The sequence below is a fragment of the Streptomyces sp. NPDC091377 genome (assembly GCF_044757045.1).
GTDB lineage: Bacteria > Actinomycetota > Actinomycetes > Streptomycetales > Streptomycetaceae > Streptomyces.
This window is the reverse complement of the sequence record NZ_JBIVUE010000023.1, coordinates 89,808-109,547: the sequence shown is the minus strand read 5'-3', so window position 1 is coordinate 109,547 and position 19,740 is coordinate 89,808. Positions and strand designations below refer to the sequence as shown.

General features: G+C 70.7%; 23 protein-coding genes and 1 pseudogene. 4 read left to right on the top strand and 20 right to left on the bottom strand.

Features of this window, described 5'->3' with window-relative positions; translation table 11 throughout:
- A partial coding sequence (locus ACIQNG_RS34290) for a transposase (RefSeq protein ID WP_401490566.1) occupies positions 1-292 on the top strand: 292 nt, incomplete at its 5' end.
- 425 nt (positions 293-717) lie between these two features.
- Here ACIQNG_RS34290 and ACIQNG_RS34285 read toward each other — a convergent pair.
- From ACIQNG_RS34285 to ACIQNG_RS34260, 6 genes are read right to left on the bottom strand one after another with little or no spacing between them, the layout of a single operon-like run.
- Entirely contained in the window at positions 718-1,605 is an 888-nt protein-coding gene (locus ACIQNG_RS34285) for a GNAT family N-acetyltransferase (protein ID WP_401490564.1), read from the bottom strand.
- A gap of 21 nt (positions 1,606-1,626) precedes the next feature.
- Entirely contained in the window at positions 1,627-2,151 is a 525-nt protein-coding gene (locus ACIQNG_RS34280) for a hypothetical protein (RefSeq protein WP_401441502.1), read from the bottom strand.
- Positions 2,148-2,378 carry a hypothetical protein gene (locus ACIQNG_RS34275; RefSeq protein ID WP_401441503.1) on the bottom strand — a complete coding sequence of 77 codons (231 nt, stop codon included), beginning with the start codon at positions 2,376-2,378 and terminating at the stop codon, positions 2,148-2,150. The genes ACIQNG_RS34280 and ACIQNG_RS34275 overlap by 4 nt, the downstream gene beginning before the upstream one ends.
- A 5-nt stretch (positions 2,379-2,383) precedes the next feature.
- On the bottom strand, positions 2,384-2,785 hold the full coding sequence (locus ACIQNG_RS34270; protein WP_401490562.1) for an HK97 gp10 family phage protein: 402 nt from the start codon (positions 2,783-2,785) through the stop codon (positions 2,384-2,386).
- Complete coding sequence (locus tag ACIQNG_RS34265) at positions 2,782-3,204, bottom strand: DUF6093 family protein (protein WP_401490560.1); 423 nt, start codon at positions 3,202-3,204, stop codon at positions 2,782-2,784. The genes ACIQNG_RS34270 and ACIQNG_RS34265 overlap by 4 nt, the downstream gene beginning before the upstream one ends.
- Positions 3,197-3,565: a hypothetical protein gene (locus ACIQNG_RS34260; protein ID WP_401490558.1), complete on the bottom strand. Its 369-nt coding sequence runs from the start codon at positions 3,563-3,565 to the stop codon at positions 3,197-3,199. Before ACIQNG_RS34260 ends, ACIQNG_RS34265 begins: the two co-directional genes overlap by 8 nt.
- A gap of 348 nt (positions 3,566-3,913) precedes the next feature.
- Here ACIQNG_RS34260 and ACIQNG_RS34255 point away from each other — a divergent pair, with 348 nt between their 5' ends.
- From ACIQNG_RS34255 to ACIQNG_RS34245, 3 genes are all read left to right on the top strand, one after another.
- On the top strand, positions 3,914-5,221 hold the full coding sequence (locus ACIQNG_RS34255) for a hypothetical protein (protein WP_401490557.1): 1,308 nt from the start codon (positions 3,914-3,916) through the stop codon (positions 5,219-5,221).
- Positions 5,222-5,725: 504 nt separating this feature from the next.
- Positions 5,726-6,223 carry a NucA/NucB deoxyribonuclease domain-containing protein gene (locus ACIQNG_RS34250; protein ID WP_401490555.1) on the top strand — a complete coding sequence of 166 codons (498 nt, stop codon included), beginning with the start codon at positions 5,726-5,728 and terminating at the stop codon, positions 6,221-6,223.
- A 14-nt stretch (positions 6,224-6,237) separates the two neighbouring features.
- Positions 6,238-6,765, top strand: coding sequence for a hypothetical protein (locus ACIQNG_RS34245; RefSeq protein WP_401490553.1), 528 nt, complete (start codon positions 6,238-6,240; stop codon positions 6,763-6,765).
- 950 nt (positions 6,766-7,715) lie between these two features.
- On the opposite strand, the gene ACIQNG_RS34240 is transcribed toward ACIQNG_RS34245, so the two are convergent.
- From ACIQNG_RS34240 to ACIQNG_RS34175, 14 genes and pseudogenes are all read right to left on the bottom strand, one after another.
- Entirely contained in the window at positions 7,716-7,856 is a 141-nt protein-coding gene (locus ACIQNG_RS34240) for a hypothetical protein (RefSeq protein ID WP_401490552.1), read from the bottom strand.
- A 41-nt stretch (positions 7,857-7,897) separates the two neighbouring features.
- Positions 7,898-8,623 (bottom strand): endonuclease/exonuclease/phosphatase family protein, encoded by a 726-nt coding sequence (locus ACIQNG_RS34235; RefSeq protein ID WP_401490551.1) that lies wholly within the window; start codon positions 8,621-8,623, stop codon positions 7,898-7,900.
- Positions 8,610-9,674 carry a GntR family transcriptional regulator gene (locus tag ACIQNG_RS34230; RefSeq protein ID WP_401490549.1) on the bottom strand — a complete coding sequence of 355 codons (1,065 nt, stop codon included), beginning with the start codon at positions 9,672-9,674 and terminating at the stop codon, positions 8,610-8,612. Before ACIQNG_RS34230 ends, ACIQNG_RS34235 begins: the two co-directional genes overlap by 14 nt.
- Before the next feature lie 142 nt (positions 9,675-9,816).
- Positions 9,817-11,115 carry a hypothetical protein gene (locus tag ACIQNG_RS34225; protein ID WP_401490547.1) on the bottom strand — a complete coding sequence of 433 codons (1,299 nt, stop codon included), beginning with the start codon at positions 11,113-11,115 and terminating at the stop codon, positions 9,817-9,819.
- A pseudogene (locus ACIQNG_RS34220) lies at positions 11,112-12,458 on the bottom strand (glycoside hydrolase family 15 protein); the annotation flags it as partial. The gene ACIQNG_RS34225 and the pseudogene ACIQNG_RS34220, both read right to left, overlap by 4 nt.
- Entirely contained in the window at positions 12,425-12,904 is a 480-nt protein-coding gene (locus tag ACIQNG_RS34215; protein ID WP_401490545.1) for a hypothetical protein, read from the bottom strand. The pseudogene ACIQNG_RS34220 and the gene ACIQNG_RS34215, both read right to left, overlap by 34 nt.
- A 249-nt stretch (positions 12,905-13,153) precedes the next feature.
- Positions 13,154-13,462 carry a hypothetical protein gene (locus ACIQNG_RS34210; RefSeq protein WP_401490544.1) on the bottom strand — a complete coding sequence of 103 codons (309 nt, stop codon included), beginning with the start codon at positions 13,460-13,462 and terminating at the stop codon, positions 13,154-13,156.
- Between the two features lie 92 nt (positions 13,463-13,554).
- Entirely contained in the window at positions 13,555-14,484 is a 930-nt protein-coding gene (locus ACIQNG_RS34205; RefSeq protein ID WP_401490542.1) for a hypothetical protein, read from the bottom strand.
- Between the two features lie 93 nt (positions 14,485-14,577).
- The gene (locus ACIQNG_RS34200; protein WP_401490540.1) at positions 14,578-15,831 is read right to left on the bottom strand and encodes an acyl-CoA dehydrogenase family protein; all 1,254 of its coding nucleotides are present in this window, start codon (positions 15,829-15,831) and stop codon (positions 14,578-14,580) included.
- Between the two features lie 86 nt (positions 15,832-15,917).
- Positions 15,918-16,469: a GAF domain-containing protein gene (locus tag ACIQNG_RS34195; RefSeq protein WP_401490538.1), complete on the bottom strand. Its 552-nt coding sequence runs from the start codon at positions 16,467-16,469 to the stop codon at positions 15,918-15,920.
- Complete coding sequence (locus tag ACIQNG_RS34190; RefSeq protein WP_401490577.1) at positions 16,466-17,023, bottom strand: GTP-binding protein; 558 nt, start codon at positions 17,021-17,023, stop codon at positions 16,466-16,468. Before ACIQNG_RS34190 ends, ACIQNG_RS34195 begins: the two co-directional genes overlap by 4 nt.
- A 22-nt stretch (positions 17,024-17,045) precedes the next feature.
- Positions 17,046-17,420 (bottom strand): DUF742 domain-containing protein, encoded by a 375-nt coding sequence (locus ACIQNG_RS34185; protein WP_401490536.1) that lies wholly within the window; start codon positions 17,418-17,420, stop codon positions 17,046-17,048.
- Between the two features lies 1 nt (position 17,421).
- A complete protein-coding gene (locus ACIQNG_RS34180; protein WP_401490534.1) occupies positions 17,422-17,940 on the bottom strand; it encodes a roadblock/LC7 domain-containing protein in 519 nt (172 codons plus the stop codon).
- Between the two features lie 48 nt (positions 17,941-17,988).
- A complete protein-coding gene (locus ACIQNG_RS34175; protein WP_401490532.1) occupies positions 17,989-19,497 on the bottom strand; it encodes an ATP-binding protein in 1,509 nt (502 codons plus the stop codon).
- Between the last annotated feature and the right edge of the window lie 243 nt (positions 19,498-19,740).

Genomic DNA, 19,740 nt, shown 5'->3' with positions numbered 1-19,740 from the left:
GCGGATCTACCTGGTCACGAGCCTGCCGCCCGGCGCGGCCACCGGCAGCGGACTCGCCGCCTGGATCCGCGGGCACTGGCTCATCGAAAACCAGCTCCACCACGTCCGAGACCGCACCTTCCGCGAGGACGCCTCCAAAATCTGCACCCGGCACCTGCCCCGCGTGATGGCCGGCCTGCGCAATCTCGCCATCGGCGTCCACCGCCAGGACGGCCACACCCACATCGCCGCCGCCCTCCGCCGCACCGGCCGTGACCACCAGCGGCCCCTCACCGCCCTCGGACTGACCTGACGAACCCGGACACAAGATCACTTCTCAAAGACCCTGATCCGCATCTCAATCCATTTCGGGGACACCGGCGCGCCCGTCAACAGCACACACGCCGGCGCCTGGGAGAACGCCAGTCCTGCTGACTGGGCAGCATGGGCAGTCGTGCAGCACCTTGCCGGGCGAGAAGCGGACACCGTTCCTGCTGCCTAGAAACGCCTGCGGAAGGACATGGGGGCGGCGCCGATGGCGTCGCCCCGCCTCACTGCGCAGAGACGACAGCCGAACCGCAGGACCAGCGTCCGTGTCGTGCTGGTGCCCAACCCGCAGCTGACCTCACCAGATTCGAAACGACGTCATGGACTTCGACCTCGCCCCCCTGGACACGTCGCCGCTCGTCGGGTTCCTCGACTGGCTTCGGCTGCGACACCCGCAGGACGAGCACCCGGTCACCTGCCAGACGCGGACACCGGGGGCCTCGCCGGGAAGTTGTACACGGTGAAGTCGCTGACCGGGCGATACCCGATCCGCTGGTACAAGGCGTTGCTGGTGGGATTGGCCAAGTCCGCGAACAGCATCACCTCCGCCGCGCCCGCCGCCAGCGCCGCCCGGCTCACTTCACCCGTCGCGGCACCCCCATATCCGCGGCCCCGCAGATGGGCCGGGGTGTAAACGGGAGCAACCCGGACCTGTCCTGCGACCAACGGCGTCGTGCCCGCCAAGGACACGGGGGTGCCGTCCGGGGTCTCCCAGAACGTGACACGTCCCTCGGTGATACGAGTGTCGGCCCAGACACGATCGTCTGAAGAGGCAGTACCTCCGATGGCGGCAACGAACTCGCGCTGCCACAGCATGAGTTGCTCGCGGTCCTGCTCGCCGACGACCCGGCCTCGGCCCTCGGGAGCCGGATCCGGCAGGGTGAGTGCGCCGAGGCGGTACAGGCGCTCCTGCTCGTGGAGCGTCGGCGTCACGCCCGTGTGCCGCGCCCACGCCTTGGCGAACGCGTCGGCAGTGTCGTCGTCCGCGTTGACGCCTGGAAGGACACGGCCGAGGCCGGCGAGGTGAGCGGCGAGGGCGTCAGCCTCGGTGGGAGTTAGAGAGGTGATGGTCAGGCGGCGCGGCGGGGTGCGGAAGAAGGTCGCACGCACCTCGCCCGCTCGCTCCTGCCAGCCGAGGAGAGGGGCTTCCGTGCCGTACGCGTTCGCTCCGCAGGTACGCAGAGCCTCGGTCACGGTGAGTGGGACGGTGTGTAATGCGGGACGTGAGCGCAGGAAGTCTCCGGCCTCAGCGAGAAACGTCTCGACGTCTTCGGTGAGATGCCAGGCATTCGGGTTCATGCCCCATGATCCCGTGCGCTGTCAGCGTTCGCCCGCGAATTTCCCCGGCACAGACGGCAGGGCTCGCATGCCCGAAAGCCCGGAATCAGGATTACCTTCGGTGACGAATACGCCCCCGCAGCCCGTGGCCGAGAGTTCGTACCGCTGCACCGCCGTCACGACACCATCGTCCGCACCGGCAGGATCCACGCCGTTGTCGACCAGCAGCTCCCGCGCCCACACATCCACACCAGCAGCCACGATCGGATACGCCCACGCGCCTTGCGTCGTACGGCCGAGCAGTGCCCGCCGGACCCGATCCGCGAGCCACTCGGCCTGATCGGTGCGCGCAGCCACGACGGTCACCTGGTAGACGAGACGTGCATCCTCTGCCCTGTCGGCGAGCGGTGCTCCGTCGACCGTGCCGCCCTGCGGATACAGGACCGTGTAAGGCAACGGTGCCGGACGGCCGTCGACGAGCGGAAGGCGGCCACGACCGCACGGCCTGCCGGTAGCCGCGGCCAGCATCCCATGCAGGGCTTCCGTCACACGGCCGCGTTCGATCACAGATCGCCTCCGGCGAAGTACGCGGCTGCGGGCCCCTCAATGCTGAGCACTCCGTACCGGCACAGGCCGAGTGCGTCCCACTCCATCACTCCGGGCGTGGTCAAAATCGACAGGCTTCGCTCACCGTCCTCGTCGAGGACCTCGGCGACCACGACCGCGCGGGCGAGTAGTCCCCGCTCGTGGTCTGCGAGCACGCCCGCCAGAGCGTCCTCGAGACTGTGGGCCATATCGCTCACAGCGTCCTCGACACCGCGCCGCGCAGCTCCCGGACGAGGAGCGGGCCGAAGGTGTTGACGGCCGGCCCCAGGTGAGGGAACGGCGGCGTGCTGTAGTGGCGGCCGAGGCTGTCGACGCCGACTAACCCGAACTCCAGCCGCCTGCCCTGCGGAGCATTGGTCCCGACTTCAGCGACGATCACGGGCCCGGCTCGATGCACGTCGGACTGCCACGATGCCCGGTACTTACAGGTGATCACCCGCGGGCCCGGCCGCCCGGACGCATTGCGCTGCACCTGCACCACGAGGGCCTTCGCTCCGTGCCGCATCGCGGTCTCTGCCGCGGTCACTGCTTCCTTGCCGCCACGGTCCAACGCCGCGGCCAGCTGGGACGGATGCTGAAATGTTCCTCCGCTCACCGCGCCACAGGCTTCCGGTTGTGCTCCTCCAACCAGACGGTACGCAGCACAGGGAACGACGACACCTCACCCAACGCCGACACGCGGTACGTACGGCCAACGGCCTGCTCGTCACGGGCCTCAACGACCAGAACGGTGTCGTTCTCCCACACCTCCGGCGCCCCAAGAGGAAGCAGCATCCGGTACCCGGCGCGCACCTCCTGGACGTACGCGCCGTCCTGCCCGGACCCCTTGCTGCGGATCCGCTCCTGGTGCGCGTACAGACCGGCCTTGTCCTCGTACGCGACCACCGGTGGCGCCGGCACAAGGTCACCAGTTCCCGGATCGAGGATGTCCTCGCCGCTGCCCCGGCTGACCTGCACCTTGTCCCGGATCAGATGGCGCTCCGCGAAGCGGACGAGCCCGGACTGATCAAGCACCCGCAGCCCATTCCCTCAGCTGCGCCAGCGTCCCGCGGGTCAGCTCCCCTGCACGCCCGTCCAGATCGTCCCGGTCGAGAACGGCCTCGTCGAGCTTCTGCCAGTCCACCGCATCAAGAAAGCCGATCACCACATGCCGAACATCCGCCGGCTCCACGACCACCTCGGCCAGACCGTCGAACTCCACACCCTTCCAGCCCTGTTGTACGTACAGGGTGACCTCGGGCCCCTCGTCGACGGTCTGCGTGATCCGGAACGCCTCCACCGCGGAGGCCACATCGTGCCCGTCGAGTTCGATGACTGCCCCCTCTCCGGGGGCGGCTGCGATCCGTACGCGGCGGAAGTCCTCGTTCACGCTCATGATCTCGACCCTAGGTGCGCGAACGACGGGCGCATTGGTCTGCAAAGGCCGTGGTCTCGACATCGACGTCGTGATCCGTGACCTGCGCTTCACTGCCGTACCGTGAAGCGAGTCCTATTTGAGCTGCTGGCTGCATCGCTCGGCGATGCTCCGCTCCCGTGTGCTGCGTGGAGGCGGAGCATCCAGGGGGCTCCTCGAACACGCTCTCGCTGCCTGTGTGACCGGCTATGTATCGATGTGGCGTGAATCATGGCTGAGGTTCGAGTCAACTTGTCTTATTGAAGGGTAAGTTGTAAATGTCTGGCTGTAGGTTCCCTGTGACCATTCTTGATCGTTCTAGGGGGAACCTTGTCGCGTCTCCGCGCGAGATTCTTGGCCCTGGCGTGCGCCGGGGCGACCGCACTGACCGTTCTTGGCACCGCCGCCCCGCCGGCCAGTGCCGGCGCACCCAACGATGCGTGCAGCATCCTGTACAGCGCCCGTATCACCTTCTGGGGGATGACCTGCAGCCAGCCCGGCGAGCCGATGATCGGCGGCTTCGCCAGTTGGCGGAACGTACCGATCACCTTCGATCAGACCGACACCGGCTCTGCCACCGTGCAGGTGGGCAACTATCTGAGGGTCACACCGAACACGTCGAGCAGCCCGCTGGCCGCCAACATCGAGATCGGCCTGTACGCGAACAAAACAGGTAGGACCACTCACACCTACGGGCCACGCTGGACGGAGCTGACGACCAGCGGCGGCCGTACCAAGGCCATCACGGCAGGCGTCAACCCGACCAAGCCGGATATGCGCAACCACACCTACATGACCGTGCGTCAGGACCACGGCAACCAGTGGGACGTGCTCTACGACTTCAACAAGGTCGGATCCACCACCAGCCAGCTCAAGGTGCTGGGCGGCAACACCAACCGCATCGACGTCGGCCTGGAGGTGACCGGCCCCAAGTACGTCGATGCCCCCTCGATCGCGAACCGCATGCAGTTCATGACCGGGAACAAGGTCTGGGAGAAGGTGGCCACGCGCAACGTCGCCAAGTCCGTCACCCCCGCATGCGGCGCGAGCCACCCGGCGCCGAGCTGCTTCACCACCAAGCTGGCCGACAACACGACCTTCACCCAGTGGACGGTGAGCAAGCCACGCCGGCAGGCCGCCGCCCTCGCCGCACCGGGCACCGAGACCGCCGACCCGTCGCACGTCCTGGCCGCCGCGGACCTGCCCGCCACGTTCAACGGCGTGGACCAAAAGGCCCTGCAGACCTGCCTGGACAGCGACCCCGACGGCTGTCTGACCACCGTGCCTGGCCTATCCGAGTGCGTAGTCACCGCACGGGTCTGCAACGCCGCGGCCCTGCCTGCCGGAAACATCGGTGACGACAACACAGGCGAGGCGGATGTATCCACCGCTGACATCCGCTCCCGGGCCGCAGCCGCCTTCGATGTCCCCGCCGACGCCCTCGCCCTCGACCCGCCGCAAGCGAGCCTCCGCTCGACTAACGGCACCGATGGCGCCGCCTGGACGGTGACCTCCACCAGCACCACCCCCGGGCTGCTGCACACCGACCGCCGCTTCGACGGCTTCACCGCCCGCTACTCCGCACGTACCGGCACGCTGCTGGAGGCCTGCTGGGGCGACCTCTGCGATGCCTCATGACCGCCGTCATCCGAATCCCTCGCAGTCACCCCGCCGCCGCTCGCCCGCAAGGAGTCTTCCGGTGAACACCCCTACCACGCTGCCACGTTACGCCCGCGCGGGACGTCAGGGGCACCACAAGCATCGGTCGCCTCTGGTTCGACCAGTGGATCCTCGGCTTCTCCTACGACGGCGACCGCCGCGTCGACTACGTCGCCAGCATCGAGAACATACGCGTCCAGCCCATACCCACTGAAGATGCCACCAAGTGGCGCGTCCGCCAGCACTTCCGTTCCAGCGTCAACGCCTCCACCAGCGACCCGGACCCCCAAGTCACCGAGCCGTCAACCAAGGAACGCGACGAACTGCTCGGCGTATGGGACCGCACCCCGCAGTGGAACCCTCACCTACACCTCCCCCGACAAGGGGCCCCTGTTCGACCAAGGCAACCTGCAGCGCGTCAACTCCACCGTCACCATGGACCTGACCGCCAGCTCACCTACCGCCGCCCCCTTCACTGGGGGAGTGGACAGCTACCACTCCAACGTCCGTTACGACTACGCTGGAAAGTCCGCAGGCAAGTACAAGGGCACCGTCTTCACCTCCGCCCGCGTGGAACTCGTCATGAGCCAGAAGGACCCGGCAGTCAACGAGAGCGCCCTGCATATCTACGACGCCCTGAACCGTCCGGAGCGCACCCTCCCCTCCTGGCCCGGCAAGACCGTGCCCGGCGCGAAGGAGCCTCTGCACCGGGTCACCGACCAGAACAAGATCGACAAGAACCGACAGAAGTCCATCGGCGAATGCAGGAAGGTCTGGGGCGACTACTCCGGCAGCGGCCTGCAATGCGACGAGTACCCCTTCGCTTCCACCAAGGAAGGGTCCACCAAGGGCGACAACCGCTTCTCCGTCCGGTTGATCGACGGCACCGACAACCGCAAGGGCGGAGAACGCCTTGCTGAGATGTACACCCTCAACCGCATCCTGGACGGCGACCCCTTCTACATGAAGATCACCAACTAGCAGGAAGGCCCCCCATGGCGCTTCTCGCCGAACACAACATCACCGCCACCCCCGGCCGCCGTGTTGTGGAGGTCTACGACGCAGACGCCTACCTCGGCGACGAAGCCGCCCTGGACGCCGCGGAGACACAGGTGGTGGCCGGCAACGGCTACCACCTGTACCTCTTCAGCCTGCAACCTGACATGAAGGTGCAGGTCACCATCCGTATCTGGGACACACCGCCCGCCCTGCCGGCGGAGCGCGAAGGCCACGTCGACATCAGCCTCGAGTCCGAAACCGGCACCCTAGTCATCGGCCAACTCGACCGCGGCCCTGCCGCCGACCTCGCCCTGCCCCGCCCCGGCGTCTATGAAGGCCACGCCTGGTGGATCAACCGTCAGGCAGCCGCCGACTACTACGACACCACCCTCGGCCAACTCACCGACGAATCCCCCGACGGCTGGCTGACCGAGGCCTGGAACAGCTGCCCTGTCACCGAACGTTATGTCCTGGACCTCGCCTACAGTCGAGAACCCGAACCCGTCGATGACGAAGACGTCTGAGGATTCAACGGCGGGGCACCCCATCAGCTGCCGGGGATCCGCCTTGCCTGTTCTCTCCTGTGCCCAATTTCGCCACGCGCTTCGGCAGCCAGGCGTCGCCCAGGACCTTCCTCATAAACCATCGAACCCCCGGACAACGAACGGCGCCCGTCCGATTCTTGCCGTACTACGTGGAGGGTTCGCCGCGCTTCGTCCAGCACACGACCGTACGACTTGATGAGGGCAGGATCAGCGAGCGCGCTGATCGCCCCACCAGGGCAGGATCGGAGGTAGGTCGCTCAGGCCCCTGGCGGGCCTCTTGGGTTGGGGAGACTCGCCGTCGTCGCCGTCCCAGCGGCGACCGTACTGATCGGGAAGCACGCCCCATCCCCAGTACGGAGTCGGGCGGCCTGGGGTGTTGCCTACTGTCTCCAGAGGATCAATGCGTTTCTCTCCCACCGTGCACAGATGTGCCCAGTCGTCTCCCAAGTCGAAGACGTAGGCTAACTGTTCGCCGACTTCCAACCTGCTGAGCTTGGTGGTGCGACCATCCACAGTGTCATCGGGAACTTCGTCTCCCCACCAGTCCAGCGGGCTGACTCCGGTTCCGTCAGCCAGAGTGAAAAAGGTGCAGGTGGGACAGGTCCCACCTGCCGAAAGCAGCATCAACGGCTTCGGCAAACTGAGGTCTTTCGGAGATGAGGGTGGGGGTACGCAGCGGTGGTGCCGTGTCTAGCGGTGAGCGGCTGCCGCCACGTGCTGGCCGTCGGGCCGGGGTGCCGGCCGGAAGGTGAGCAGCACCGGTATCAGGCTGCTGAACATCAGGAACGTGAGGAGCCGTAGGAGCCTTTTCCGGTTCCGGTTCCGGGACGTGGAGGGGTGGGGCACGCGGGCGCTTTCCTTGTCGGACGTGTGAGGTGTGTGCACGGGTGGGCCGGGATTCCGGCTGTGTTGCCGTGGAGGGGCCGTGGCTACGGGGTGGGGGTGAGCATTCGCCGGACGGCTTCGAGGCCGAAGCGGGCGACGATCAGGCTGTGGTCGGTCAGGCCCCGTACTTCTGCGGAGGTGATGACGTCGACGCCGCGCAGGCCCGCCCAGTCGTGGGTGCCCACGATCCAGTCGATCCGCTGCGGGGGGCCTTGATCCGTGCGGCTCAGGCTCGCGGTGGGCTCCAGGGCGCCGGGCTGTCGCAGCCGGGTTCCCGCGTGGTGGCCCAGGTCGGTGAACACGGGCCGCTTACCGCCGGTGAGGATCCGGCTGGGCGCTGTGTGTGGGGGACGCGGCGGCCGTCGATCTCGACGGTGCGGTGCTGGATGTGGGTGGCGTCCTCGACGGTGTCCCAGTCGATGGAGGCGGTGGTCTCGTCCTGGACGCGGTGGGGGTAGGAGTTCGCGTCGAGACCCATGAGCACCGAGTTGCGTTCCGCGAACACGGTCAGTCGGGCCGCTTCCATCTCACGCAGCGCCGGACTGTAGTGCGTCAGGTGTGCGGATGCGAGGGTGAGGGGCTTGGGGCATCCCCGGAGGCGGACCTGGACACCGCAGATCGGTTTCCAGGGCATGTCCTGGTCGGTCCGGGCCACCATGGTGAACAGGCCGGGGTGGAACATGATCCCGGGCGGATGACTGCTGCGGTCCTTCTTCGCCTCGGCCATGAACGCGCTCAGACCGCCGATCTCCTCGGCCTCCGCATACAGCGCCCGCCCGCCGTTTCTGGCCGCGTCGGTCAGTTCCTGCCGGAACACGACATGCACGCCGAGGCCGGCGAGGACCTGGGACGCCTTGCGGATGCCGGGTGCGGCGTCCCGGCCGTTGTCCTGCACGTTCCACGACGCCACGACCAGCTCATCCACGGATTCCCGGACATCAGTACTGCTCACAGCGCTCCTTGAGGTCGTATCGGATAGGGGTGGCCCCGGAGACGGGCCCGGCTGCGGTGCGGCCGAAGGAGCCACCCGCCGTGGGGGTGGTGTCGGTGACGGAGTAGCCGGTGCCGGGCCGGTGCGTGAGCAGGCCCAGGCGGTGCAGTTCGTGCAGGGCGTCGCGGACGCGGGGCTCGGGCACGCCCAGTTCCCTGGCCGTGCCGGTGAGGCAGAGGACGGATCCGGCGGGGAGGACGCCCTCCTTGATACGGGCCCTGAGTACCTGTGCCGCGTTGACCCGCGCGTATCTCCTCGCCCTGCCGGCGGCGTTGCCGGGCGCGTTGCCCGCAGGGGCCTTGGGCGTCTGCAGCGCCCGTTCCAGATCCCACCCGACCACATATCTCTCGTAGAGCGTGCGGTGGTCGACGACGCATCGTGGGTGGACGGCCCAGTCGGCCATCGTGAGGCTCTCACCGAACGCGGCGAGCCTCCTCCGCCCCGGATTGCGTCGTTCCGGGAGAACGAGCAGTTCGTCTCTGGACAGGGCCGGCACCTTGACGGAGACGAACTGCCGCCGCCGGTCGACCACATGGAGCAGGCCTTGCTGCTGCATGCGCCGCACGGCCTTGCGGACCGTCGCCACGGAGACACCGAACTCCCGGCCCAGCACCACGTACGAGGGGAACGGGTCACCCGCCGGGTAGACCCTCAGGTAGAGGCGTGCGCGCAGGGCCAGTTCGATGCTCTGGTCACGGGGCAGACCGCGCGCATCGCCCGGAGGATCCCACGTCGTCCCGTCGGTGACGACCCGGATCCCCACGCCCGGCCGCGTCTCCACGAGCCCGTCCTTGCGCAGCGCTTTGACGGCCGGGACCACGACGGCCGGGATACGGTGCTCCGGCAGCCCGAACTCCCGCGCGATCTCCTGGCCGCTGGTGATGTGACCGGGAAGCCACTGGCGGGTCTCGATACGCCTGCGCAGCAGGACCTCCAGCCTGCGTGCCTGTTCCGCTGCGACGCCGGGCTGGATCGGCGCCTCACGATTCTCGGAAGCATCGTGTGGTGTCATGGGTGTGCTGGTACCTCGGGTGTATGAGTGGTGGACAAGAGCCGGGATGTCCCGGCCCGGAGAAGCGCACAGGGCCGGCGGGCGTATTCGGCTGCGGCTGTGTCACGGGTGGGGCGGTGGATGCCGGTGTCACCCACGAGTGTCACCGGCTCGGAGCTGGGGCGGGGCGGGAGCCAGGGTGGTCATGCGGGGATTCCTTTCCGTGGAGGGACAGCAGGGGGTGGGCTTCGGCTGGTTGCGCCCAGCGCGCGGTGCGGGCCGGCGGCGGCTTCGGGCCGGGCAGCGTGCACAGGATGTGCCGGACCGGGCCGGGGGAGGTGTGTTCCGCGGTGGCGATCACCGCGAGCCCGGTCTGCTCGTGCACCGCGCGGACGGCGGCCGTTGCCGGGGTCTCCAGCTCACGGCTCCTGGTCTGCGGCAGCTGTGCTGCGCCGCAGCGGTCGGTCACCAGCAGAACGTCGTCGCTGCCGTGGGGGCTGACCACCGCGGCGACCGTCTCGCGGGCCGGGGGCCGCTCCGTGGCGGGAGGGCACCTGCACGTGGCCGGGATCGGTCCTGTACTGCCGCACTCGGCGCGCGCGTGACGGCGGGCCGCCGTGCGCAGCGCGGTGACCGCGAGCGGGCCGCCGACCGTCACGGCGAGGAGGGCGTCGAGTGCGGCGCGGACCTCGGGGGTGGGCGTCCGGTAGGCAGGGCTGTAGGTCTCGTTGAGGTAGAGGGTGTCGCCGCCGGGCAGGACGAGGCGCGAGCACAGGATGCCCAGCTTCTGTGCGAGGCCGACCAGTTCCGGGGCGTAGCAGGACACGATCCGCACATCCATCGTGTCCTCGGCCCGTCTGGCGAGTGCGTTGAGCCGCCAGGCCGTGTGTGTGGTGCAGCCGTGGGGCCGGGCGAGGAGCTGGTCCTGGAGCACCAGCGTGGCCAGCGCGCCGGGCCACGGGCGGGGTTCTTCCGGACCGGGAGCGGGCGGGTCCCACTCCCACTGGCGGGGCCACAGCGGTCCCAGGGCGACCGCCGTCATGTCCACGGCCAGGTCCTCCACGGCTCTCAGCCGCTCCGCCGCGCCCGGCAGCACGTCCGTGAACAGCGGCTCCCTCTGGACGGCCAGGTGCCGGACCGCGGCGAGGCCGGCTTCGCCGCGGATGCCGACCGTTTCCGCGAACGCCTGTGCCCGCCGCACGCCCAGCGCCGCCCGGTGCCCGCTCTCGGCCTGCTCGACCTGGAGGGTGGTGCAGCCGAGGGTGTGGGCGACCTGGCCGGTGGTCAGGCCCGTGCCGAGACGGCGCTGGCGCAGCCAGGTGCCGAGGACCAGCCTGGACGCGGAGCGGCCCGCCCGGGTGGCCGCCGTGCTGCTGCGCGGCGACACGGCCGCTGCGGCCGGGGAGGGTCCGGCGGTGGCGGTGGGTTCTGTGGTGGCGGTGGTGTCGGGCGGGTGGTTCATGCGGTCGCCGCCCCGGGCAGGACCAGGCACCCCGGTGCCGGGTCGCTGGCGGAGGGTTCGTGCCTCGTGGTGGCGGGGGAGGCGGGGAAGGACCGCTTGGAGGGCCGCTGGGCGGGGATCCACGCCCGGGCGGCGCGCATGCGGAGCGCACCCTGGACGAGGGTCCAGTGGCTGAACGCCTGGGGGAAGTTGCCGACTTGGCGCTTCCGGTGCGGGTCCCATTCCTCGGCCAGCAGGCCAAGGCCGCTGCGGAGGGCGAGGAGCTTGTCGAACAGATGGCGTGGCTCGTCGGCCCGGCCGGCTGACGCGAGAGCGTCGGCCATCCAGAACGAGCAGGCGAGGAACGCGCCCTCGTCGCCGGGCAGGCCGTCCACTCCCGCCTCCTCACCCTCGGTGGGGTAGCGCAGGATGAAGCCGTCCGGCGTGGACAGCTCCCGCTGGATCGCCTCGATGGTGCCGATGACCCGCTTGTCGTCCGGCGGCAGGAAGCCGGTCTGCCCGATCAGCAGCAGCGAGGCGTCCAGTTCCTTGGAGCCGTAGGACTGGGTGAAGGTGTTGCGTTCCTGGTCGTAGCCCTTCTCGCACACGTCCCGGTGGATGTCGTCGCGCAGGCCGCGCCAGCTCTCCAGCACGTCCTGCGGCACACCGGACCCGAGGAGCTTGATGGTGCGGTCCACCGCGACCCAGGCCATCACCTTGGAGTGCACGAAGTGACGGCGCGCACCGCGCACCTCCCAGATGCCTTCGTCCGGCTCCGTCCAGCGGGCCGCGACCTGTTCCACCAGAGCGCGTACGACAGCGTCCGCCTGCGGGTCCGGGTCCAGACCGTGGCGGTGCGCGGTGTGCAGGGCGTCGATCACCTCCCCGTACACGTCGAGCTGGACCTGGCCGGCGGCGGCGTTGCCGATCCGCACCGGACGGGAGCCCTCGTAGCCGGGCAGATGCTCCAGTGTGCCCTCGGGGAGGTCCCGTTCCCCGTCGATCCCGTACATGATCTGCATCTCACCGGAGGTGGCGGAGAGGGTGCGCACCAGCCACGCCCGCCAGGCTAGGGCCTCGTCCGGATAGCCTGCGCGGAGCAGGGCGTCGACGGTCAGGGCGCTGTCGCGCAGCCAGGTGTAGCGGTAGTCCCAGTTGCGGACGCCGCCGATCTCCTCGGGCAGAGAGGCTGTCGGCGCGGCCACGATCGCCCCGGTCGGGGCGTAGGTGAGGCCCTTGAGGGTGATCAGGGAGCGGACCACCGCCTCGCGGTAGGGGCCGTGGTACGTACAGTGTGCGACCCAATCCCGCCAGAAGTCCTCGGTCGCGGTCAGTGACTGCTCGGGATCGGGCACCGGGGGCGGCGGCTCGCATGGACGAGGGGCGTGCGGTGGCCGAGGAGTGACAGGAGACGTGCGGCCTGATCCGTCGTCAGGTCGCCGATCTCCACCCGGCCGTCGGTGGCCCGGGGGGCCACCGACGCGAACAGGGGCGGGCCGTGGCGGTGTCCGAGGGTGCGGAGGATGCCGCCCAGGCGGGCGGCATACCGGTGCGGCCGGGGCATCTCCTCCTCCACCAGCTGGGCGAGCTGCATCATGGCCCGTTCGCAGGAGCAGGAGAGGCAGGGGAGGCCGCGGTCGGAGCGGACGTTCACGCCGTCGATGTGCCGCGCCCGCAGGGCCCGTTCCAGCCGGCCGGCCCGGGAGGCGGTGAAGTCTGTCAGCGGGACGCGCGCGAGTGTCCCGCCCGGCCGGTCGAGGGTGAGGGCGTGGAGCGTGCCGTCGTCGGGTCGTCCTGGCTCGGGGACCACTGCCGGGCGGTCAGCACGTCATGCAGCGTGCGGAGCGCGGTGGGGTAGTCGGCCGGCATGGCGCAGACCGCCGCGCCCGGCACGGCCCCGGCAGCAGTCATGGCAGGCGCGGGAGCGGGGGTGGGGGTCATGGGGTCCTCACAGATGTCGCACCGGGCTGGATGGAGTCCTGGGGCGGGCGCAAGGCGGCCTGCCGGGGGCGGCCGGGAACGGTGGGCGGCGGGCCGGGGTCGGTCGCGAGTGCGGTGTTCAGGGCGGTGGCGAGGATGGCGAGGTGCCACGGGCGCAGCCAGGCCGGATCCGGCAGCGGTACGCACGCCAGTTCGCGCGCAGCAGCCGGGCCTCCTGGCCGCTGACCTGGTGGATGGTGATGTCGGAGACGGTGAGCCGCAGTCGCTGCCACTGGCGGGTGATCTCGGCGCTGGTGACGGCGCTGCGGTGCAGCCACTGGCGGCGGACCGCGGCGAGCAGGTCCTTGTCCGGCTGCCTGCCGGGGCCGGCCGGCGGGGGCGGCGCAATGTCGGTGGGCGGGCGGGTTCGAGCGGTACGGGTGGTCACAGGGGCTCCGGGCGGTGCTGGATCGGTGGAGGGGGCCGGCGCCGGTGGCTGGACGGGCCGTGCGCGGGGTGCGGTGCCGGGGGACGGCCGGGTCAGCGGTGCTGCTCCAGGAGCCCGTTGAGGTGGATGCGGACAGGGGGGTAGAGGTGCGGTAGGCGGGTGAGGACGGTGGCGATGGGAGCCCAGTGGACCTGGGCGGCGTCCGGTGTGGCGGCCAGGGGGGTTCCGCTGATGTAGGTGCAGGCGACGAAGGCGAGGAGGGTGTCGGTGTGCGGGTCGGGGCGTTCGCCGATCACCGTGTCGGCGAACACCTTGACGCCGCTGTGCAGGAGGGCGGCGTGGACGGCGGCGCGCTGCCGGCTGTGTGCGCCGGTACCGGCCGCTGCGTGGGGGAACTCCCATCGGGTGCGGGCGTGGGGGCGGATGAGCAGGACGTCGGTCCCGTGGGTGATGACCGCGAAGACGGTCGTGTCCTTGCCGGGCGGGCCGGGGCGGGTGCAGTGCTGTGGCAGGGGGAGCGGGGGGAAGCGGTCATCGGCTGCGGAGCACGGGACACGGCCGGTGAGGAGGGCTGCGGCGGCGAGGTGGGCGCGGTTGTCGGCGCTGAAGGAGTACCGCAGCCGGGTCAGGATCTGGTCGACGCTGGGGCGGGACCGGTGCAGCCGGGCGGCGATCTGCGCGGCGCTGTCGCCGCTGCAGGCGGCGTGCAGGACGGGGCGGTGCTCGTCGCGGACCACGGGGGTGCCGGGGCGCAGGGGGACGTGGGCGCAGGTGGTCACGCCGTGCAGCACGCCCAGGGAGACGGCGTGCACAGTGGTGCGGGCTCCCACCGTGGCGCGCAGTGCCCTGACGCGCTCGCTCACCGAGCTCGGTGAGATGTCCAGCTGCCCGGCGATCACGGGCACGGTGATCCCTGCGGCGAGGAGCCGCAGGAGCCGTAGGTCGTCGGGTGCCAGCGCGGGGCGGGGCGGGGGTGCGGGTGCGGGTGCGGTGGCCGCAACGGCGGGAGTGGAGGAAGGCACAGGGGCTCCGGGGCAGGGCTGGATCGGTGGGTTGGTGGGTGCGAGGTGGTGCCGGGGCGGGCGGCCGCGCGCCCGCTGGTGGTTCACCGGGGGTCATGCGGGGGCCGGGTCGGGTGTGGGTGCGAGTCGGCCCTTTCGGTCGGTGAGGCGCTGTGACCACTGGACGGTGTGGGTGTCCAGGGCTGTTCTGGCGAGGTGGCCGCGCTGGACCTCGCCGGTTCCGGCGGGGGCGTAGGTGTGCTGGATGTCGCGGAAGTGGCGTTGCAGGTCGTACTCGCCGTCGAGGGCGTGGGCGCCGTGGAGTTCCATCGCGTCCTGGGCGCTGCGGGCGGCGAGCCGGTGGCCGTCGTGTTTGGCCTCGATGAGTTCGGCGTCGCAGGGCACGCCGTGGTCGAGGAGGTGGACGGCGTGGTAGGCGGCGGTCCGGGCGTTCTGGAGGCGGGCCTGCATGGTGCCCAGGCGGTCCTGGATGACGGGGTGGTCGCTGAGGTGTCTGCCGTAGCGGGGGCGTCGGCTGAGGTAGTGGCTGGTGGTGGTGACGAGGGCTTCGTGGATGCCGAGGCTGATGGCGGTGAGGTTGGGGCGGCCGTAGAGGATGCTGCTGCTCTGCGCGACGTGCAGTCCCGTGCCGACGCCGCCGAGAATGTTGGTGTCGGGGACGCGGACGTGGTCCAGGTGCAGGTGGCCGGCGCTGAATCCGTGGAGTCCCAGCCTGCACCGGTGGGGTTCGACGGTGAGTCCTTTGCGATGGCTTTCGACGAGGAACGCGGTCAGGGCGCGGGAGGGCGGGGTGTTGCCGGGTGGTGCGGTGCGGGCGACGACGATGTGGAGGGAGGCGAGGTGGCTGTTGCCGATGTGGGCTTTGCGGCCGGTGATCACCCAGGTGCCGCCCCGGTGTTCGGCGCGAGTTTCGATGCCGCCGATGTGGCCGCCGGCGTCCGGCTCGGTGACGGCGATCGTCGGCAGGACCGTGCCGTCGCCGGTCTGGGGGAGCCAGTGCTGCTTCTGTTGGTCGCTGCCCCAGTGCTCGAGTGCGCCGATGGGGATGTGGCTGGCCTGGAGGATCGCGGCGGCGGCTGCGCAGATGACGGCGAGCCGGTGGATCAGGACCGTTTTCGCGACGTGCCCGGCCCCGGTCCCGCCCCACTCGCGGCTCAGGGTGATCCCGAACCAGCCCTGTTCGGCGAGGCGCCGGGGCAGTACGCGTTCCACGCGGTTCGGGCGGGTCTCCATGTGCCTGACGCGGGGGGTGACGTGTTCGGCGGCGAACGCGGACGCCTCCTTCCACAGGCGGTGGTGGGCGGGGGTGAGGTAGGGGGTGAGGGCGGAGGGCGGTGGGGCGGGCAAGGGCGTCTCCCTGGTGTGGCGGGTCGGTCACCGGGCCGCGGTGGGGTCGGGCCGCGGGCGGCCGGGCCGGGGGTGCTGGGGAGCGGTCAGGGCCGGGAGCGTTCGACGACGGCTTCCACCAGCAGATCCCGCAGGTGCTCCATCAGCTGTTTCGCGGGCCGTCCCACGTCGCGGGCGCGGGGGTTGGGGCCGGTCGCGCAGATCGTGCCCCAGCGCTTCCCGGTGCGGGGGTCGCGCAGCTGGGCACCCTGGTAGGTGCGCACCCCGAACTCGTCGATGACGGGGTTGGACGCGAAGCGGGCGTAGGCGAGCGTGTCGTTGAGGATGAGTGTCCTGCCGGTCTCGTAGACGTCGGGGCAGTAGCCGTGCGTCAGTTCGGGCATGGTCCGTGTGGCCTGCGGCAGGCCGGACGCGGACGGGGGATTGGCGAGGCCGACGAAGAGCATCTGCTGGGGTACGAGTCCGAACCAGTTGACGAACGCGTACGGCAGGGCGCTCTGTCCGGCCAGGTGCGCGGCGAAGAGGTCGAAGGCGCCCAGCGGCGGGTCGTTGAGGTTCAGCTCGTCCGGCAGGTGCGCCTGCCAGTCCTCCGGGCGGGGCAGCGGGGCGAGGACGGCGGAGTACGGGGCGGGATTCATGTGCGGACTCCTTCGTACGGTGAAGTGGGTGTGCCGGCGTGTTCGATGGCCAGGTCCAGGGCGTCGGCGAGGATCTTGGTCGCGGACGCCCGCCGGCGGGCGTCGCAGAACAGGACGGGCCGTTCGGGCCCCAGAGCGAGGGCCTCGCGGACCTCGTCGGGGCTGTAGCGGTGGGAGCCGGGGAAGGTGTTCACGGCGATGAGGAAGGGCAGTGTGCGCCGCTCGAAGTAGTCGATGACGGGGAAGCTGTCGTCCAGGCGGCGGGTGTCGGCCAGGACGATGGCGACGACCGCCCCTTCGGCCAGTTCGTCCCACATGAACCGGAAGCGGTCCTGGCCCGGCGTGCCGAACAGGAACAGGGTGGCCCCTGCCTCGGGGAAGTCGCGCCGCCCGAAGTCCAGGGTGACGGTGGTCTCCGTCTTCTCGGGCAGGAGGGTGAGATCGGCGATGCCCTCGGAGGCGGACGTCATCGGGGCATCGGTGCGCAGCGGGCTGACGTCCGAGACCGCGCCCACGAAGGTGGTCTTGCCCACCCCGAAACCGCCCGCGACCACCGCCTTGATCGCCACCCGGCCGTCAGAGGGCACGGCGTAGCCCGTCACGGACTGCCTCCAGAAGGGTGATGGTCTGGTCCGTGCTGCGGTTCTGCGGCACGCAGACGGTGAGGGTCCCGGCATCGATCTGCCGGGACAGCAGGGACTTGACGAGGTGGACGGGCAGGTCCAGCAGGACGGCGATCTCGGCCACCGAGGACGGCTGGCCGCGGCACAGGGAGATGGCCTGCTCGGCCTCGGGTGGCTGTGTTCCGGTCGGGGGCGGCGGGTCCAGCGCGCTGAGCATGGTCTCCACCCGCAGCGGGTGAGCGGGCCGGACCGGGCCCCCGACCACCACGAACAGGGGCGCGGTCTCCGCCGGCTGCCGGGTCCATGCGGTGCCGGTGCGGCCCGGCATCTCAGTTACCGCCGTCCGTGACGGTCCCGGCGCGGCGGGCCTGCGTGCGCAGCACGTGGCCGAGCCGGTTGACCATCTGCCGCATCTCGTGCCCCACGGCGCCCTCGTCCGCCCCTGGCCGGGTGAGCACACCGAGCGTGCACTGCACGGTGCCCGGGCGCATCACCATGCCCAGCCCCAGCGGGGTTCCCTCCAGGACACCCTCGCCGGCGCTGGTGACGAACAGCGACCACCCGGCGTCCTTGAGGAGGGCGAGCTGGAGTCCGTTCCAGGTGCCCAGGGTGGCGCCCAGTCCCCGGGCGAGTCCGTGCAGACCGCTGATCACCGACGCGGTCTGGTCCGCGAGGTCTTCGTCGATGCCCGTGCCGCTGTCGGGGCGGCGCGGGGTGTAGGCCACCTTCAGGCCGTCCTGCGCGGCGATGACCGCGCCCGACACGCCGGGCAGGTCCAGCAGCGGTTGCAGCAGCCATTCCCAGCCCGTGCCCTGCTGCTGGCACGTGCTGGTCCTGTTCTCGGTCATCGCATGCTCCGATTCGCGTCACGGCGGGCGCCGGACACAGGTGGGGGGTCAGTGGTCGGTCTCGGCCGGTGACGGTGCCGCACTCGCGTCGGCACTTGTGCCGTTCGTGAAGTTCGCGAAGAAGTCCGGCGACGGGTCAGGCACGGGCCCCGCAGCCACCGCCCCCTCCGCCTCCGGCGCCTGTGTGTGCGCGGCGGGCGCCCGCTCGCCGGTGCGCGGGGTGCGGCGGGGCAGCAGGGGCCGCCCGCCCTCGGGGGCCCCGGGCCGTGGCTCGCCCGCCGCGGGAACCGGGCGCAGAACAGGAGAAGCGGCCTGCCGCAGGGCCAGGTCCGGCCGGGGCGGGTCGGCACGGTGCTGCTGCAGAAGCCCGCGGGGAACGATCACCGATGCCGTCGTGCCCGCGTACCAGTTCCGGTCGAGCCTGACCTGGATCCGGTAGCGGGCGGCGAGCCGGGCGGCGACCAGCAGCCCGGTCTGCCGGCGCGCGAGGCGCTCCGGCACGTCCTGCTCGGCGGGGGAGGCGAGCATCCGGTTGCTGTGGTCGAGCTGCTCATCGGTCATGCCCAGCCCGCGGTCCACGATCTCGATCAGGAGACCGGCGGCGACCTCGCTCGCACTCACACTCACCTCGTGCCGGGGCGGAGACGCCTGCGTCGCGTTCTCCATCAGCTCCGCGAGCAGATGAATGACATCCGGGGCGCCGCTGCCCGGACGGAAATCGGGCCGGGTGTCCGGGGCCGGGGTGACGATCCTCGTCGCGTCGTAGCGCTCGATCTCCCCGGCCGCAGCCCGCAGCACATTCAGCAGGGGCGTCGGCGTGTCGAAGCGGCGGGCGGTGGTGCCTCCCAGGACCGCGAAACGGGCGGCCTGCCGCCGGATCCGCCGCAGCAGGCTGTCCACGTCCAGAAGGTCGTAGAGGGCCTCGGGATCCTCCATCGTCGCCTCGCGCGCCTCCACGATCTCCAGGGCGCGCACGACCAGCGTGAACAGGTTTCCCGCCAGGAGCACGAACACCTGGGTGACATCGTCACCGGACTGGCGGCGGGCAGCCAGCGCGGACAGCGCCAGGCCGTGGGACGAGTGCAGGACATGGTCGACCGCCGTCCACTTCCCGTCCTGCGGCCTCAGACACATCCCCTGCGGTGCGGCACCCCGGGCCCCGCCCCGTCCGGCCGGGTCGACCGCGGCCCGGACAGAGCTGCTGAACTCCTCGGCCAGGGACGAGAAGTGGGACAGCCACTCGTCCGACCGCTGCCCCTCCTCCAGCTGCTCCCGCCGCAGACGGCGGGCCGACCGCAGCGCCGACCGGTCACAGACGAGCGCGCAGCAGCCCCACACCACGCCCGCGGCGGGCGCCAGCACCCAGCCGGGCAGCACGCCGGCCGCGTGCGCGGCCCAGGCCGACGACACGACGGCCGCCCCGGCCGCACCGGCCGCCAGGACCGTCGGCCGCAGCCCGGACCACACCGGGCCCGGCGTCACACCCGGGATGCCCGCCGAGGACGCTGTGCGGTGGCGCGCCGAGCGGCGGGCGAACGGACGACGGTACGAAACCATGGCTCCTCAAACAGGTGGTAAAGGCTACAAAAAGGTCAGTTGGGGGGTGCGCGGTGGGACCGGCTGCCGCAGGCCACAGGCGCGGCGGCAGCCGGGAGGGTGCGGCTTCAGCAGGTCCGCGGTCTCACCCCGCCCCCGGCCCGGATCCGGGAAGGTGGATCCAAGCCGGCGCAGGGCCCCTGTTCCGGCAGGCCGTCCCGCCCGATCCCCAAAAGCGGAACGCCGTGCCTGACCGTCCCGGAG

Excerpts from the sequence above, each read along its gene's own strand:
- ACIQNG_RS34185 (WP_401490536.1), bottom strand. The coding sequence starts at position 17,420 with ATGCCGGGCCGCACCGGCACCGCATGGACCCGGCAGCCGGCGGAGACC.
- ACIQNG_RS34230 (WP_401490549.1), bottom strand. The coding sequence starts at position 9,674 with ATGACACCACACGATGCTTCCGAGAATCGTGAGGCGCCGATCCAGCCC.
- ACIQNG_RS34245 (WP_401490553.1), top strand. The coding sequence starts at position 6,238 with ATGGCGCTTCTCGCCGAACACAACATCACCGCCACCCCCGGCCGCCGT.
- ACIQNG_RS34260 (WP_401490558.1), bottom strand. The coding sequence starts at position 3,565 with ATGAGCGTGAACGAGGACTTCCGCCGCGTACGGATCGCAGCCGCCCCC.
- ACIQNG_RS34285 (WP_401490564.1), bottom strand. The coding sequence starts at position 1,605 with ATGAACCCGAATGCCTGGCATCTCACCGAAGACGTCGAGACGTTTCTC.
- ACIQNG_RS34275 (WP_401441503.1), bottom strand. The coding sequence starts at position 2,378 with ATGGCCCACAGTCTCGAGGACGCTCTGGCGGGCGTGCTCGCAGACCAC.
- ACIQNG_RS34195 (WP_401490538.1), bottom strand. The coding sequence starts at position 16,469 with ATGAATCCCGCCCCGTACTCCGCCGTCCTCGCCCCGCTGCCCCGCCCG.
- ACIQNG_RS34180 (WP_401490534.1), bottom strand. The coding sequence starts at position 17,940 with ATGACCGAGAACAGGACCAGCACGTGCCAGCAGCAGGGCACGGGCTGG.
- ACIQNG_RS34175 (WP_401490532.1), bottom strand. The coding sequence starts at position 19,497 with ATGGTTTCGTACCGTCGTCCGTTCGCCCGCCGCTCGGCGCGCCACCGC.
- ACIQNG_RS34225 (WP_401490547.1), bottom strand. The coding sequence starts at position 11,115 with ATGAACCACCCGCCCGACACCACCGCCACCACAGAACCCACCGCCACC.